Source organism: Nevskia sp. (genome assembly GCF_051860985.1).
Classification (GTDB): Bacteria; Pseudomonadota; Gammaproteobacteria; order Nevskiales; family Nevskiaceae; genus Nevskia.
The window spans coordinates 58,741-72,978 of sequence record NZ_JBIMKV010000017.1 but is presented as its reverse complement, the minus strand read 5'-3'; the positions used below and the strand labels follow the sequence as shown (position 1 = coordinate 72,978).

12 protein-coding genes are annotated in these 14,238 nt (G+C 63.5%); 4 read left to right on the top strand and 8 right to left on the bottom strand.

Annotated features, from left to right (window positions below):
* Positions 1–326: 326 nt before the first annotated feature.
* Entirely contained in the window at positions 327–647 is a 321-nt protein-coding gene (locus ACTIGJ_RS15990) for a helix-turn-helix domain-containing protein (protein ID WP_293374122.1), read from the bottom strand.
* A 103-nt stretch (positions 648–750) separates the two neighbouring features.
* Between ACTIGJ_RS15990 and ACTIGJ_RS15985 the strand changes: the two genes are divergently transcribed.
* Complete coding sequence (locus ACTIGJ_RS15985) at positions 751–1,119, top strand: hypothetical protein (protein WP_293374124.1); 369 nt, start codon at positions 751–753, stop codon at positions 1,117–1,119.
* A gap of 68 nt (positions 1,120–1,187) precedes the next feature.
* Here ACTIGJ_RS15985 and ACTIGJ_RS15980 read toward each other — a convergent pair whose 3' ends face one another.
* The 3 genes from ACTIGJ_RS15980 to ACTIGJ_RS15970 form a co-directional block, all read right to left on the bottom strand.
* Positions 1,188–1,712: a LexA family protein gene (locus tag ACTIGJ_RS15980; RefSeq protein WP_439641326.1), complete on the bottom strand. Its 525-nt coding sequence runs from the start codon at positions 1,710–1,712 to the stop codon at positions 1,188–1,190.
* Between the two features lie 86 nt (positions 1,713–1,798).
* Positions 1,799–3,076, bottom strand: a complete 1,278-nt coding sequence (locus ACTIGJ_RS15975; protein ID WP_439641325.1) for a three-Cys-motif partner protein TcmP — start codon at positions 3,074–3,076, stop codon at positions 1,799–1,801.
* Between the two features lie 2 nt (positions 3,077–3,078).
* Entirely contained in the window at positions 3,079–3,825 is a 747-nt protein-coding gene (locus ACTIGJ_RS15970) for a DUF5131 family protein (RefSeq protein ID WP_439641324.1), read from the bottom strand.
* Positions 3,826–3,913: 88 nt separating this feature from the next.
* Between ACTIGJ_RS15970 and ACTIGJ_RS15965 the strand changes: the two genes are divergently transcribed.
* Positions 3,914–5,278 carry a tyrosine-type recombinase/integrase gene (locus tag ACTIGJ_RS15965; RefSeq protein ID WP_439641323.1) on the top strand — a complete coding sequence of 455 codons (1,365 nt, stop codon included), beginning with the start codon at positions 3,914–3,916 and terminating at the stop codon, positions 5,276–5,278.
* A gap of 21 nt (positions 5,279–5,299) precedes the next feature.
* Entirely contained in the window at positions 5,300–8,281 is a 2,982-nt protein-coding gene (locus tag ACTIGJ_RS15960) for a Tn3 family transposase (protein WP_439641322.1), read from the top strand.
* A gap of 287 nt (positions 8,282–8,568) precedes the next feature.
* Here the strand turns inward: ACTIGJ_RS15960 and ACTIGJ_RS15955 are convergent, their stop codons facing one another.
* A complete protein-coding gene (locus ACTIGJ_RS15955) occupies positions 8,569–10,689 on the bottom strand; it encodes a TonB-dependent receptor (protein WP_439641321.1) in 2,121 nt (706 codons plus the stop codon).
* Positions 10,690–10,827: 138 nt separating this feature from the next.
* On the opposite strand from ACTIGJ_RS15955, the gene ACTIGJ_RS15950 reads away from it, so the two are divergent.
* The gene (locus ACTIGJ_RS15950; RefSeq protein ID WP_439641320.1) at positions 10,828–12,000 is read left to right on the top strand and encodes a trans-sulfuration enzyme family protein; all 1,173 of its coding nucleotides are present in this window, start codon (positions 10,828–10,830) and stop codon (positions 11,998–12,000) included.
* A 46-nt stretch (positions 12,001–12,046) separates the two neighbouring features.
* Here the strand turns inward: ACTIGJ_RS15950 and thpR are convergent, their stop codons facing one another.
* From thpR to ACTIGJ_RS15935, 3 genes are read right to left on the bottom strand one after another with little or no spacing between them, the layout of a single operon-like run.
* Positions 12,047–12,664: an RNA 2',3'-cyclic phosphodiesterase gene (thpR, locus tag ACTIGJ_RS15945; protein ID WP_439641319.1), complete on the bottom strand. Its 618-nt coding sequence runs from the start codon at positions 12,662–12,664 to the stop codon at positions 12,047–12,049.
* 4 nt (positions 12,665–12,668) lie between these two features.
* A complete protein-coding gene (locus ACTIGJ_RS15940) occupies positions 12,669–13,280 on the bottom strand; it encodes an ABC-type transport auxiliary lipoprotein family protein (protein ID WP_439641318.1) in 612 nt (203 codons plus the stop codon).
* On the bottom strand, positions 13,277–14,236 hold the full coding sequence (locus ACTIGJ_RS15935; RefSeq protein WP_439641317.1) for an MlaD family protein: 960 nt from the start codon (positions 14,234–14,236) through the stop codon (positions 13,277–13,279). Before ACTIGJ_RS15935 ends, ACTIGJ_RS15940 begins: the two co-directional genes overlap by 4 nt.
* Between the last annotated feature and the right edge of the window lie 2 nt (positions 14,237–14,238).

Below are 14,238 nucleotides of genomic sequence, written 5' to 3'. Positions count from 1 at the left end.
AGCATCGGGTAGCGGCACACGAAGCCACTGAACCGACGCCAGAACGATGAACAGAAGACCCGCAATCACCGGCAAATCTAGTGAAGGAACCTTGGTGATCACGTCCGAGGCCAAGCTCACCTCGGCATCGTGATGATGCGACCCTTTTCCGTGGTCATGAGCGTTTGCAGCAGGCGCATCGCCCGCGTGATGCAGCCCCGAATCAGCAAAATGCACGGCGCTGGGAGCCTCTGAGCCATCCATGCAAATATGCAAGTGCGCTCCGCCGACACGAATTACGGCGAAAGCCAAGCAAGTCGCCAATAACAATAGTTTGCGGAGTGCACTCACTGGGCAAGGATATCATCATCACTTTCTGACGGCGTTAACCCTGTCAGCGATTCGAGATCGACCGCAAGTCGTCGCAGCAGAAGCACCGCTGCGGCTTGCGATTGCGACGATGCATGTGCGATCGCGAGGAGGGCAACAGGATGAACCTGCAGCACGGCCGCCAAGTCATCAAGCTTGTCGATAGTCGGACTCTTCTGACCTCGTTCGAGGCTGCTGACGTAGGTGCGGCTGCTGATGATCCCGAAGTCCTCTTGGGTCAATCCTCGGGCAACACGAACCTTCCGTAACGCCAAGCCAAACGCCTTCCTGGTCTTCATTCGCAGCTCCGTCGGGAGCTGTGCATATGTTCAGGATGACCCCTATAGGGCTACAATCTATAGGGTTCAATTTCAGCGGCCCCGCCGCCTAAGGCTGCTCAATATGTCGGTAATGCTGGTGGCAGCAGACTTCGATTGGTTTCTGGATGTTCACCTTGACGACGATTTGCTCGACGCCCTCCTGGTGCAGATCGAACGCGGAAGGGCTCGGCCGTCCGTTGGCAGGACGTTTCATCGGCGCCTCGAATCGTCGGTGCCCGATGCGATCGGCTCCGCGCTGGATGCCGACCTTCGACCGCCCAGTGAAAGTCAACGCGCCTTTGCGACTCGGATCGCCGCCAAGCTTGAGGTCAGTGTCCCGGCTGCCGCATGGCGGTACCGCACCGAGATGAGCGCGTTCCTGGACGCCTGCGTCGAACAGTTGTCACGCGGCTCTGATCTTAATCGGTACAGGAAGGCGACACGACGGTGACGGAGGGCCGCGGACCGTCGAGACACAATCATGACGTTGCTCAGTTGATCAGATCTCCTATGAGGACATCACAGGCTAGTCGCTCGCGACTTTCGGCCGATTTTCCTCACGACTGCAGTCACCACCCCCCAGATAATGTCGCCATCGCTCAAATCGACGGTGTGGGCCTGATACTGGGGGTTCGCGGATTCTGGTTCCAGCGCTAGGCCCCCGCCCCGGATTCGAAAGCGCTTGATGGTGTGGCCATGTGCGGCGAGCGCAGCTACAACGATGTCACCGCTATGTGCTTTTAACCCGCGATCGACAACCACCTGGTCTCCGTCAAGGATGCCGGCAAGATCCATCGAATCACCGCTGACCGTGTAAATGAAGGTTGATTCGGGGTTTTTGACGAGCCACTGATTCAGATCGCAACGGTCATCAGCCCGATCCTCACCCGGCATCGGATGGCCGGCCGCCAGCTTCAAGGTGAACTTGCGAGCGCCGACACCCGTTGCCTCGGTATCGACGCGCGTTGCTGGTACGAAGGGCGCGCGGGCATAGTTCGCCAGCTGTGCGGTTGCGGGGGCGACCAGCGATTCGGGAATCCGCATTACCCGGGTTGGCTCACCCTTGAAACGCCCAGATCCCCGGGGTCGTCCAGCGCCGGTTCGGCGGCCGCCATGCGTTGCCATAAGGATCAGAGCTTCATCCAGGTCTGCGCGGGGCGCCGGATGAGGTCGCTTCCTTGAATCTTCGCTGTCGTGACCCGCTTCTTGGACGGGCGGACCACTTCAAGCTCTTGTAAATCCCGCAATCGGGCAACGGCTTCCTTGTGAATTTCCGCATGTGCCGGCGACAGATTGCAGTGCGTCGCGAACATCTCGTCGAAGACGAGGCCTTCGCCTGGGGCGGAATACACGAGCCGCGGGATCTGTTCCATCAACGCTGCGATGCTGTCGTCTCGTTCGCGCGTGCCGAACTCGAAGCCGAGGCTCGCCTGGTTCGATACCCGGCTATCGAGGCTGGGGGCGTACCCAATCCCCTCGAACATGTCGAGGCCAGCGCCGCCGTAGTGAATGAAGAAATTGCCCTTGTCCCAGTGAATCCGGGTCATCACATCGCGAGCACGCGCATGCTGGGACAGGTGAATGAACCAGTAATCGCCATGGCCTGCTTCCGAGCGTATGAAGAACAGCGTGTAAAAACGAGCGCCACATCGCTGGATCAGATCGGGGTACAGACAGGCCTGGATGAACAGTCGCCAATCGCCCTGATTCCGCTTGATGTCCTCGATCGACCGACCGCGCAGACACCCCGGAGTGCCGGCGCTGGCCAGCAAAGCTTCCGCCCGGCCGTCCTTATCGGTGATGTAGGTGAGCAGTGACGAGACGTTGAAGGTCAGGATCACCTCCGCCGAAGGGACCTGCGTCATGATGTTTCGGATCGTATCCGCAGGAACATCGGTGTACCCGTACTGATCCAGCAGGAAAATGGCGCGGCCGTTGAGGGGCATCCGACGCTTGACATGCTCAATCAACGCCGCGGACTTCGTATTGAAGTCCGAGTGCCAGAGGTGAATCGATTTGCCAATCTGCGCGCCGTATTGACGCGCTATGAGCGTCCGATTCAATACGGCGACCGTTTCTGCGTCCTCATCGATGAAGAAGCAGTCGACATCGAACCGAATTCGGCGCTCACGACTGATGTTGACCAGTGCTTCAGCTTCCCGCATGGCATCCAGCATGATCAGCGGCGATCCCGGCCGTTCTTCCCGAGTATCGGCTAGAACATACGAACCACCCCCGCAAAAGCCGTCAACCAGTGTCAGCTTGAATTCGTCACGGTTGGGATTCGATAGCAGCGTCTGCACGTATGCAGCCAGGTAGGCGCGTAGGATCTCGTGTTTTGCAATGCTGTGATGCTCAAGCGTCGGCAACGAGCCATTCAACGACCAGCCATAGCGGCTTTCAGGCATTTTCAGGCCACCTCAGTCTGGGCTGGCATCTCGTCCCAGGTTCTGCCCTGGAACTCGCGACCATTGCTTTTCTTGGAACGGCGAGTGCCATCCGCCCCCCAGCCACCCCATTGCTTGAAGAAGAAGGCGACCTTGGCGTCCCGGCACTGCTGACTAACCTCCTGAAGCCACTCCAGCTTCATCGGTCTGGCCTTGGGTCCTGACTCGCCGCCGACGATGACCCAGTGAATGCCGGCCAGATCAATCGGGCCGAGGCCTTCCAGCAAAGGCTCCACAGAAAGGAAGCGGACCGTTGCTGCAACATTTCGTAGATGGTCGATGCGGGGCAAGCCGTGGCGTCTGTTCTCCACCGATACCCCAAGCCATGCGTTCGGAGGAACCGGCCGTGAGGCGAAGTACTGGGCCATCCGGTCCGCGCGCTTCGTCAGCATCTGGTAGGTGTGCTGCGGCGTCTTTTCGATCGTCTCGAAGATCCGATCGACGTATTCGAACGGAACGCGCGCATGAAAGACATCCGACATTGAATTGACGAAATACATCGTCGGTTTGCGCCGTTTCCGAGGTTCATCCAGCCGGTCCGGCATCAGCGTCAGGCGGAAGCCATTTTCATAACCTTCCGTGCCCATTGCGCGCAGACGCTTGGACATGGTTTCGGCATAGCAGTGCTTGCAGCCCGGGCTGATCTTGGTGCACCCGGTCGTCGGATTCCACGTCTGCTCGGTCCACTCGATCTTCGATGTCGTCGCCATGAACGCCTCGTTTCGTCGGTTGATTGTCAATCTTGATATTTGATACAATAATCAAGTAGCCAGAAAAATCAAGTTCCGCGAGGCCTCAATGGCAGCGAATGACGAAGGATTGAGTCGCCCAGACCTCAATGACGTGGTCGTTCGCGGCGCCGTCTCACCCGGAATCCCGTCGGCACGCAGCGTCGACGATTACCTGGCGTTGGCCACACGCGAGAACACGCGCACGAGTTATGCGTCTGCGGTCAGGCACTTCGAGATCGAGTGGGGCGGCCTGCTACCGGCGACGCCGGACAGCATTGCGCGATACCTCGCGGAATATGGCGATCGATTGGCGTCGAGCACGCTGCAACACCGGCTTTCGGCGCTGTCGCGGTGGCATCACGATCAAGGTTTTGCGGACCCAACCAAGCACGCACGGGTCCGTCAGGTCCTGCGTGGAATCCGAGTCTCGCAGCCAGTCGTCGTCAAACAAGCAAGACCGATTCAACTCGAGCACCTCGAAGCGTTCGATCGCGAATTCCGAATCCGGCTCGATACCGCCGAGGCCGGAGAGCGTCTCCGCCTGCTCCGAGACCATGCGCTCTTGCTGCTCGGCTTCTGGCGTGGATTCAGAAGCGATGAATTGGCGAGCCTGCTCATCGAGAACGTGAGCATCACGGCGGGTCAAGGGATGGTGTGCTACCTCGGGCACAGCAAAACTGACCGCCAAGCGCTCGGACATTCATTCGCCACACCCGCGCTGTCGAGGCTATGTCCGGTCGCAGCCTGCCAAGCCTGGATTGCCGCCAGCGGCTGTGATGAGGGGCCGTTGTTTCGGCGAATCGATCAATGGGGAAATCTTGGCCAGGAGCCCCTGCACGTCGATAGCATCGCACCGTTGCTGCGGTCGATGCTGCTTCAAGCGGGTATCGCCCAGACCGAGACTTTCAGCACGCATTCCATGCGTCGAGGATTCGCCAATTGGGCGTCCGAAAACGGCTGGGATATCAAGCAGTTGATGGACTATGTCGGGTGGCGCGACATCAAATCAGCAATTCGCTACGTGGATGTTGCAACCACGGCTGCGCGTGATCGAATCGAAGCTGCGTTGGTCGCGCGCCCGATCCCGGCCACCGCGATCATCGTGAACGCTCTGGCTGGCCACCAACCCGTTCTGGAACCGCAGTCTGTTCGTCTTGAGTTGAAGATGAGTCTGAGTGCTCGTGGTGGATCTGCCAGCAAAGCTGAGACAGCTCGCCGTCGGATCGAACAATGGTGCTTGAAGCCCCGCAAGCTGCGGCGACTCGATGACGATGGCTTGCGATACGAGGTTTCCGTATCGTTCAGCGATTCCGAGCCGCTTGAAGACACGGTTTATCAGTTGCTGGACGACATGCACCGCATTGCCGAAGAGCGGCAATGCGGCTTGGAAGCTTCATTCCGGGATCGGGCAACCGATCGGTACTGGAACTAGGCGACCGAGGGCAGTACGACCGTGACAGCAATCAGTGAAACCGCTTACCCACGATTGCTGCCGGAACCGAAGCCCCGCGAACTGAGCGAACGATTCACCCCCACGGAAGAAGAGCTGGCTTGGGGACGGCGACACGCGGCAACCCCGCGCAAGCGAATCGGTCTGCTGATCCTGATGAAGTGCTCGCAGCGGCTCGGGTACTTTCCGGCTCTCCGTGATGTCCCCAGGGCATACGTCGATCATGTTACCCAAGCCGGTGGGCTGGCCCGCCCGCTGACTTCAGAAGAACTCAAGCGCGTTGAAGTCGCTGCAACGCGCAATGCCAATATCCGCCTTCTCCGCCGGCGAATGGACATCCGGCCGCTGGCCGGAACGGACGAATGGCTGAGGATTCAGGCCGAGAGGACCGCTCAAACCCACCATCAGATCGCGGATATCGTCAACGTGCTGCTGGAGGAGCTTGTCCATCACCGCTACGAGCTACCGGGTTTTTCAACCTTGGTCCGAACCGCGAAATCAGCCCGCGATGTCGTCGATTCGGCGCACTACGACCTGATTGCCAAGAATCTCGACGCACGTATCCGCAAGAAAATCGACGGGCTCTTCGAAACGCCTCGTGACGCGTCAACATCGGCATGGAATGCACTGAAGCAAGAGCCTGCCAAGCCCACCAATAGTGCCGTCCGCGAGTACCTGCATCACATTCGAGACTTACAGAAGCTTGCCATCGACCTGCCGCCTGTCCGCATTCCGGTAGCCAAGCTTCGGTACTACCGAACACTTGCCCGTGCACAGAATGCAGCTGAGATGGCGTCGATGAAGCCAAATAAGCGTTATGCGCTCGCCGTCATTCAGATTCGCTCCTGCCAGGCCAAGGCACTGGATGATGCTGCGGACCTGTTCGTTCGCCTGTACGACCGACTTGAAAGCTCTGCCCGCAAGCGCCTTCATGATTACCAGCTTGATCGCGTGAAGGTCGTCGATCAGCTGGTTGCTCGATTCCACGACACCTTGCTTGCAACGCAGGTTGATGGCGATGCCGAGCGCCGGATCACCGCCATCGATTCAACCTTGGGTGACGACACCAAGTACCTCTTGGCTCTATGCGAGGAGCATCTTGCCTTCGCAAACCAGAACCATCTGCCATTCATGCTGAACGGCTATCCGGCCGTCAGGAGTCTGCTGCTCAACTGCCTTGAAATCATCAAGCCCCGGTCGACCAGCACGGTGAGAATCGTCGAAAAGCTGATCGGCGTGCTGGCGCTTCTCCGGCAATCGCGTGCCGAGGTGGTCTCGCTGGCGGAACTGAATGTCGACCTGAAGTCCGATCTCGCCTGGATGTCAGCGACTTGGCGAAAGTTGGTTTTTGGTTTACCAGCGGACGGGATGGTAGCGGGCACGGTCTATCGCAAATACTTTGAGCTTTCGATCCTGCAGCAGGTTCGCAATGATTTGCGGAGCGGCGATCTCTACATCGAGCGCGGCGAGAAGTACGACGACTACCGCGAGCAGCTCGTTGACCGAGAAACCTTTGCGAACGAAGTGGGCGAATACGGCGAAGTCACCGGCATCAAGACGGAAGCAAAAGCGTTCGTCGATCAGTTACGGGTGATGCTCACGGAACGCGCGTTGGCCGTCGACCGTGATTTCAAGGACAACGCCCATGCATCAATTATGGAAGGACGGCTATCGCTGCGGCGACTGGAAAAAACGACGGTACCCAAGGAGGCCGAGAAGCTTGATCTCATGATTCGAGAACGGCTGGAGCAGATCAGCATCCTCGATGTACTCATCGATGTCGAACGCTGGCTCGACCTGCACCTGAGCTTCAAGCCGATCGCCGGCACCGAGAGTCGTCTCGATGATCTCCGGCGTCGTGTCGTAACCACGCTGTTTTGCTACGGCTGCAATCTCGGAGCCTCACAAACAAGTCGCTCTGTAAAGGGCATCAATCGCCGGCAACTCGGTTGGCTGAACCTGAAATACGTCACCGAAGAGGCGTTGGACAAGGCGATCGTGCAGGTCACCAATGCCTACGCGAAATTCGAGTTGCCGAATTACTGGGGTGGCGGCAAGACGGCTTCAGCAGATGGCACCAAATGGGATTTGTACGAACAGAACATGCTGTCGGAGTACCACATCCGGTACGGCGGATATGGCGGGATCGGTTACTACCATGTCTCCGACAAGTACATCGCGCTTTTCAGCAGGTTCATCCCGTGTGGCGTCTACGAAGGCGTTCACATCCTGGACGGTCTCCTTGACAACGAGTCGGAAATTCAACCCGACACGATTCACGGCGACACGCACTCCCAGAACTACGCAGTTTTCGCGATCTCCTTCCTGCTCGGCATCAAGCTGATGCCTCGAATCCGCGGCATTCACAAGCTCAGCTTCTTCAGGCCGTCCGCCTCAACGAAGTACCGCAACATCGACGACCTGTTCGATGCCCCGATCAACTGGAAGCTGATCGAAGCACACTTCGATGACATGCTGCGCGTCGTCGTTTCGATCAAGCTCGGACGGATCACCGCGTCGACGATGCTGCGAAGGTTCGGAACCACAAGTCAGAAGAACCGCCTTTCGCAGGCTTTCCGAGAACTGGGAAAGGTGATCAGGACGCTGTTCCTGCTGGATTACGTCGCCGGCGCGGAGCTGCGGAAACTGATCAACGCTGCAACCAACAAAAGCGAATCATTCAATAATTTCATCCAGTGGGTTTTCTTCGGCGGCGAGGGGATCATCCAGGAGAACGTCGCTCACGAGCAGCGGAAGCTGATCAAGTACAGCCACCTTGTCGCGAACATGGTCTGCCTGCGCAACGTCCAGAGCATGTCGGAGGTCATCCGTCAGCTTCGCGAAGAGGGGATGGAGATCACGCCCGAGATGCTGAGCTTCCTTTCGCCATACCGGACGTGGCACATCAACCGGTTTGGCGACTACGTGATGGATTTTGAACGGCCCTCAGCACCGATGAATCCTGACATCAAGATTTTTCAATAAATTCAGTAATTTACTTACTATTTTTGATAATTCCGTTCAGATCCCTGCCAAGCCCCCAGCCGGCTGGCCCGCGACTACGCTGCCTATCGCCGCGTCACCGGCATGTTTTGGCCCTGCCTGCCGGGTCATCGGCCGCCCTGCGACTGCGCGCCGTGATGTCAGGCTTTTGCTGACGGCGGACAAAGAAAAGCCGCCTTGCGGCGGCCAATGCTTCATCGGAGAGAACACGCGGCCTTTATCTCACGGCCTGTCGGCAGCCCGGCGCGGCGGGCGGTGAACGGTGGTCATCAGAGGGAGTAACGGAGCGTGACCCGGCCATTGACCGGTTCGACCGGATGGAAGTGCCGGTCGGCCACCGGTCCGGATTCCCCGGCGAGCCTGGATTCGTAGAAGTAGTCGATGTCGTGATCCCGGGAATCGAACAGGTTCAGCACTTCGCCGGTGATCTTGAGCCGCGGCGTCAGCAGGTAGCCGAGACCGAGATTGACGACCGTCGTCGCGCGGGAGCGCACGCGGTTGTCCTCGGTCAGCGCACGCGGTCCGAAGTAGCGCAGCCGCAGGCCGGCATCCCAGCCCTGCCCGCTGCGGTAGCTGAGCCCGAACGCCGCGACGCCTTCCACTGCCTGCGGCACCCGCTGGCCGATGGGCTGGCCGTCGTCGTCGCGCTGGGTGTCGCGGAAGCGGGCGCGCGTCCAGGCCAGGTCGCCGTCGATCAGCAGACCGCGCAGCGGCTTCCAGTACAGACCCAGCTCGCCGCCGACCCGGCGCGAGCCGCCGCTGGCTTCGGTGGTACCGGCATCGCCGACATAAACCAGCTCGGAATCCGAACTGAGCGTGAACAGGCTGAAGGCCAGCTGCAGCTTCGGGACGATGGCCGTGCGCAGGCCCAGGTCGAAACCCACCGCCGGCACCAGTGGCGACACCGGCGCCACCGGTGCGCAGGGGTCAGCGGGATCGGCGCCGGCATCGCAGGCCCGGGGATCGCGGGTCTGCACGGTGCCGCGGGCATCGTTGGAGTGAAATCCCTGGCCGGCGTTGAAGAACAGCTCGGTCCGGGCGAACGGACCCAGCACCAGCGTGAACTTGGGGCTGAACAGCGTGTCCCGCGCGGTGCCGCTGTTGGCCGGGCCGGTGCCGGCATCGCTGCGGTTGTCGACCTTGAAATCATAGACATCGAAACGGGCGCCGACGCTGACCCGCGCCCAGTCGGCGAGCTGCACCGCCGATTGCGCATAGACCGCGTAGCTCAGCTCCCGGACATCGCTGACCGTGGTCGCCGACAGCCGCTGGCGGGCCCGCGTGCGGTACAGGCCAACGTCGTCGATGGCATCGAACTGCGTCTGCAGGCCGAGGTCGCTGATGGTTTTCAGGCCCAGCAGCCGGCCCGGCAGCGTGTAGCGCGCCGCGCCGCCGTAGACGTTGCGCCGGTCGCTCTGCTCGAACTGGTCGCCGTCGACCGGATCGTCGAGAAAATAGGTGAAGTTCGAGAACAGTTGCAGCCGGTAGCGGTAGGCGTAGCCGTTGAGCGCCAGCCGGCCGGGGCCCAGGTCGCGTTCCAGGCCGCCGTTCAGATTGATCCGGTAGCTGCGGCCACCGACCGTCGGATCGAGAAAGCCGAGCCGGCCGATCAGGCCCTGGTCGACCGCGCGCTGCGGAATCTGGTCCGGCGAATCCCAGCGTCCGCTGTAGCCGCCGAGGCCGATATGGAAACGGCCGCCGTCGGCAAGCCGCCGTGCGTACCGCGCCACCACATTGCCCTTGTTGAAGTTCTGGTTGCGCGCGTAGGGGCCGTCGTAATGCAGCCCTTCGAACGCCAGCAGCAGGTCGCCGCCACCGATCGCCAGCGAGCCGGCACTCAGCACGCGGCCGTAGCCGTAGGCGCCGCCACTCAGTTCGACCAGGCGCTGCTCCAGCCGGTCCTTGTAGCGGATGTCGGCGGCACCGGCGGCGGAGAAATCTCCGTAGTCGGCGTAGTACGGCCCCTTGCGGTAGGTCACCGAATCCACCAGTTCCGGAATCAGGAAGGAGTTGTCCGAGTAGCCCTGCCCGTGGCCGTGGGTGCGCGAATTGACCGGCAGCCCGTCGATGGTCGTCGCGAAGTCGGTGCCGTGGTCCAGGTTGTAGCCACGCAGGAAGTACTGGTTCGCCTTCCCCTCGCCGCTGTGCTGGGTGACGATCAGGCCGGGCACGGCTTCCAGCACCTCGCCCGGACGCGAGATCGGCCGCAATTCCAGCTGTTCGGCATAGATGGTGCCGATGCTCGCGGAATCGACCTCGCCGACCAGCGCGTCGCCGCTGACCACCACCGGCGCCAGTTCGTGCACCGCCGTCGGCAGGCCGGCTGCCTCGACGCCGGACACGCTTCCACCACCCACCAGCAAGTACAGCGCTGCTGCCTGCCGCTTCATCTGGCCTCCTCGCAACTCTGCCTCACTGCCGATGCGCGGCATGATGGCGATGGCGACTCGGCCTTGCCTGAGAGCTTTCTCATCCAAGCCGCAATCCGCTGCCCGTCCGTCCGTCTGTTCCACCGCACATCCCGCGCCATGCCCGATCTCCCGCGCCCGCCGCGCAACGCCTTCGCCACACGCGTGATTCATGCCGGCCAGCAGCCGGACCCGACGACCGGCGCGATCATGCCGCCGATCTACGCGACCTCGACCTACGTGCAGGACAGCCCCGGCGTGCACCGCGGCTACGAGTACTCGCGCACCCACAACCCGACGCGCTTCGCCTACGAACGCTGCGTGGCCGATCTGGAAAGCGGCAGCCGCGGCTACGCCTTCGCCTCCGGCCTGGCGGCGACCGCCACTGTGCTCGACCTGCTGGCGCCCGGCGACCACGTGATCGCCGGCAACGACCTGTACGGCGGCAGCTACCGGCTGTTCGAACGGGTCCGGGCGCGGTCCGCCGGGCTGCGCTTTTCCTTTGTCGATGTCCGCGATCCTGCGCAGGTGGAAGCGGCGATCCGCCCGGACACGCGGCTGATCTGGATCGAGACGCCGAGCAATCCGCTGCTGCGGCTGACCGACCTGGCGGCGATCGCGGCCATCGGCCGGCGTCACCGGCTGCTGACGGCGGCCGACAACACCTTCGCCAGCCCCTGCCTGCAGCGGCCGCTGGAACTGGGCTTCGATCTGGTCATGCATTCGGCGACCAAGTACCTGAACGGCCACAGCGACATGGTCGGCGGCCTGCTGGTGGTCGGCGACAATGCCGAACTCGCCGAGCGGCTGGCCTTTCTGCAGAACGCCGTCGGTGGCATCGCCGGGCCGTTCGATGCGTTTCTGGCGCTGCGCGGCGTGAAGACGCTGGCGCTGCGGATGGCGCGTCACTGCGAGAACGCCGAGACGCTGGCCGGCTGGCTGGAGCGGCATCCGAAAGTGGCGCGGGTCCACTACCCCGGCCTGATCTCGCATCCACAGCACGCGCTGGCCCGCCGGCAGATGCCCAAGGGCTGCGGCGGCATGATCAGCATCGAGCTGGCCGGCACGCTGGACGACGCCCGCCGCTTCCTGGAGCGCTGCGAATTGTTCGCGCTGGCCGAAAGCCTCGGCGGCGTCGAAAGCCTGATCGAGCACCCGGCGATCATGACCCACGCCAGCATTCCGGCCGACCAGCGCGCCGCACTCGGCATCGGCGACGGGCTGTGCCGGCTGTCGGTCGGCATCGAGGATGTCGACGACCTGCGCCACGACCTCGCCCACGCACTCGGCTGAACACTGGGCAGCGCGCCGGTTCCGGCGCGAGATCCCAGGCCTGCTCTCAGGCCGGCTCTCGGGCCGGCTGCAGCAGACGATCGAGCGACCAGCGCGCCACCACCCGGTAGCCGTCGGCCTTGCCGCCGCTGCGAGCGCTGCGCAGCAGCGCGAACGCGGTCACCGGCCAGTCGACGCGCTCCGCCGCCGCATCCGCCGGTGTGCGGACATTGCGCTGCACGGTGACGTGCGGCACGAACGGATCAGCCGCCACCGGCAGGCCGTAGCCGAGCAGTTCGCGGTCCAGCTCCGCCTTCAGCCGCGCCAGCGGCGCCGGCATCCGGCTGGCGCCGAGCCATACCGCGTTCGGCCCGGGAAAGTGGCCGAGCCGATCCAGCCGCAGCAGAAAGGCCCGTGCCTGGACTTCGTCGGCGGCGCGGCGCGCGGCATCGACACGGACGCTGTCGATCTCGCCGAGCCAGGCCAGCGTCAGGTGCAGCCGTTCCGGGCGGATGCGGTAGGCGGCCCCGCCCTCGCCGAGCGGCAGGCGGGCCGCAGCCGACGCCAGCCGGCGGCGCACCGCGCGATCCGGCCACAGCGCGAAGAAGTACGCTGCGCGGCGGCCGCTGGCACGCGGCGGTTCCGGCAGGTCGGCGAACAGGCCGGGCTGGTCACGACGGGCCACGGGCCTAGCGCGGAACCTTCGGCAGCACGTCGTCGAGCAGGGCCAGCAGCTGGGCGGCGGCCTGCCCGAGCAGCGCCGATTGCGCCGCCACGTAGTCCGCAGCCGTGGCGCCGGCCGGCATCGCGCCGGCGAACACCGGATGGCCGAGCAGCGCGCCGCCCGGCCCGCTGACGACGAACTCCAGCGCCAGTTCGGCGCGGTCGCCGGCGGCCGTCTGCACCCGCTCGAAGCGGCTCAGCTGCGGGCGGATCGTCACTTCGGCGTCGAGCCGGGCCTGCGGCGTGAACACGGCATCGCGGCCATAGGCGGCGCGCAGGTAGTCGACCAGCGCCTCGCCGAGCAGCAATGACGGCGGGCCGATCCAGCTGCGCCCGTGCGACTGCCGGTAGGCGCCGCCGGCATCGCGCACCACCAGCGCCCGGTCGGCGTAGATGCCCAGCACCCGGAACGGTTCGACCAGCAGCCGCAGCGGCGGCTTCGGGCGCTCGGCCGGCGTCGGCAGTTCCGGCCGGAAGAAGCGTTCCGGATCGATCGGCTTGGCCGCGCAGGCGGCCAGCAGGCCGGCCAGGCCGAGCAGCGCGCCGCGCCGGCCGCGATCCGTCAGCGGCGGCGTCACCGGCTGCCCTCCTGATCGGCATCGACGGCCGAGGCGCGCAGCAGCAGCGCCGGATTGGCGCGCAGCTGCCGGCTCAGGTCCTTCAGGTCATGCGCCGCCGAGTCGAGGTTCTGGGTGATCGACTCCGAATGCCGGGCCAGGCTTTCGCTGGTCAGCCGCAGTTCGCGCACGGCGATCCGCAGGTCGGCGCCGCTGTCGCCGCTCAGCGCTTCCAGCGCCTGGCTCGACTTGGCCAGGCTGGCCGTGGCCTGGTCGGCGTGGCTGATGATCCGGTCGATGGCCGCCAGCCGCTCGGCGGTGATGGCGCCGTCCAGCTGCTCGCTGACCCGGGCCAGGCGGCGGGTCGCGGTGCGGGCGTCGGCGAGCAGCGGCGGCACCGCCACGGCGGCGGCCTCGGCCACCTGGTTGGCGTGGCCGAGCAGCCGGCGCAGGTCGTCGTCGACCAGGCTGCCGACCGCCGTCACCTGACGGTCGAGATTGCCGAACAACGGCAGCAGCGCGTCGTTGGCCAGCTTGTCGACGGTGCCGGCGGCTCCGGCGACGGTGGCGAACAGATCGCGGTTGCTGCCGGCGGGAATGTCGTCGCCCGGCTTCAGCAACGTTGCCGACTGGCCGGCCTTGATCGCGATGGTCATCGGCGCCAGCAGGCCGGCCGCCGAGGTCGAGGCCGTGGAATCGGCCGGGATCTGCCAGTCGCGGGCGATCGCCAGGCGGACCCGGAAACGCATCGCGCCGGCCTGCGGCTGCGGCGTGATCGCGGTCACCTGGCCGACCGGATAGCCCTCGAACAACACCGGCGAGCCGTACTTGAGGCCGGCCACGTTGCCGTACACCACCTGGTAGTCGTCGGTGGCGCCGGTGCGGCCGGCCAGCACCGCCAGCGACACGATCAGCGACACCAGCGCCAGCAGCACGAAGCCGCCGATGACGGCGAAATGGAGACGGGTGGGGTTCATGG